The sequence below is a fragment of the Tepidimonas fonticaldi genome, from assembly GCF_007556755.1.
GTDB classification, from domain to species: domain Bacteria; phylum Pseudomonadota; class Gammaproteobacteria; order Burkholderiales; family Burkholderiaceae_C; genus Tepidimonas; species Tepidimonas fonticaldi.
Map to the genome: position 1 here is coordinate 1 of NZ_VJOO01000070.1, position 1,349 is coordinate 1,349.

A 1,349-nucleotide genomic window follows, 5' to 3' on the forward strand; every position below is an offset into this window, starting at 1 on the left:
TGTGCCGGGATTCGGTGAGAAATGGCTACGCACTGAGCCGCTGCGTGGCCCCGCGATGTCGAAAACCCACGCATGAACCCCCGATCTGTGCCCGATCTGTGCCCAAAGCGGCGCTTGCGCGGCCGCTGCCTACCCGCCAGACTCGCAAAAAAGGCGGTTGAACTTCCTATACCCTCCTCTGCTCGACCTGCTCTCCGGTGTCGGCTTGGGGGGAGTGAATGGTGGGAGGCCTCATTCCTTTGCCTCCCTGTCCCGGCGCGCTTCCTCTCGCGCATCGCGCAGGATCTCGACGCCACCCTTGACGGCGATGGCCGCGGTAAGCAGCCCGACCAGCAGATCGGGCCAGTTGGAGCCGAGCCACCAGACCAGCAGGCCGGCGATCAGGATTCCGCCGTTCGAGATGAAATCGTTGAAGCTGAAGGTCGTCGCGGCGCGCAGGTTGACGTCGGGCTCGCGCAGCCGTTGCAAGAGCTTGAGGCAGATGAAGTTGACCACAGCCGCGACCGCAGACATCGCCATCATGGTGATGCCGATCGGCTCGCTGCCTTGCAGGTAACGTCGTCCGACATCGAGCATGATGCCGCCGGCGAAGATCAGGAGCATGACCCCCGACACGGCGGCCGCGCGGGTCTTCCATTTCGCGCCTCGGCTGAGCGCGATCAGGCTCAGTGCGTAGACCGCCGCGTCCGAGAGATTGTCGAGACCGTTGGCGAGCAGCGCGCTGGAATCGCCACTGATCCCAGCGATCAGGAAGGCCAAGGCGATCCCGACGTTGAGCATCAGCACGATCCAGAGCGTGCGGCGCTCGGCGGGCGCGCCCGCGGATGCAGGGTCAGTCATTGGCGGCCTTTCGGGTGAGCTGGGCCTTGCGGGCACGCCGGCGCTGGCGGTTGATGGTGAGGCTGCTGCCGCGCGCTTCCCTGGTGAGGTAGCGGAGCAGCGCCGCATCCTGCGCGCGCATCGATCTGCGCAGGCCTCGCCGCACGAGATAACCAAGCGGGCTCAGCGCGCCTTCCATCCTGACCGTATGGCGAACCTGCGTCTGCGGGCCGGCTGTCGTGTCCCGGCTGATTGGTAACACGTCTGTTGAACAGTTCGGGGTGTGATCGCTGCCATTGTTTCATGGCCTGGATGGGGCTGACGTGCCCCAAGGCTTTCTGTGGCAGTTGGTGATTGTACAGCCAGACATACCGCAGGATGGTGGCCTCAAGTTCTTCGCCGCAATGGAAGTGATGGGTGCGCAGGATGTCGGCGATGCGCCCGTTGAAGCGTTCAACCATGCCGTTGGTCTGCGGGTGTTTTGGGCGGGTCAGGCGATGCTCAATGCCTAGCTCCTCGCAGAGCTGATC

Annotated in this window: 2 protein-coding genes and 1 pseudogene; all 3 read right to left on the reverse strand. The window is 64.4% G+C overall.

What is annotated here, in order from left to right; all coding sequences use genetic code 11:
- Positions 1 to 231: 231 nt before the first annotated feature.
- Positions 232 to 840 carry a cation transporter gene (locus Tfont_RS14335; protein WP_143969929.1) on the reverse strand — a complete coding sequence of 203 codons (609 nt, stop codon included), beginning with the start codon at positions 838 to 840 and terminating at the stop codon, positions 232 to 234.
- Entirely contained in the window at positions 833 to 1,018 is a 186-nt protein-coding gene (locus tag Tfont_RS14515; protein ID WP_185974552.1) for a hypothetical protein, read from the reverse strand. Before Tfont_RS14515 ends, Tfont_RS14335 begins: the two co-directional genes overlap by 8 nt.
- A 37-nt stretch (positions 1,019 to 1,055) precedes the next feature.
- Positions 1,056 to 1,349, reverse strand: a pseudogene (locus Tfont_RS14340) (integrase core domain-containing protein); the annotation flags it as partial.

Bases quoted from the DNA above. Each gene is read 5' to 3' on its own strand.
- Tfont_RS14335 (WP_143969929.1), bottom strand. From the start codon at position 840: ATGACTGACCCTGCATCCGCGGGCGCGCCCGCCGAGCGCCGCACGCTC.
- Tfont_RS14515 (WP_185974552.1), bottom strand. From the start codon at position 1,018: ATGGAAGGCGCGCTGAGCCCGCTTGGTTATCTCGTGCGGCGAGGCCTG.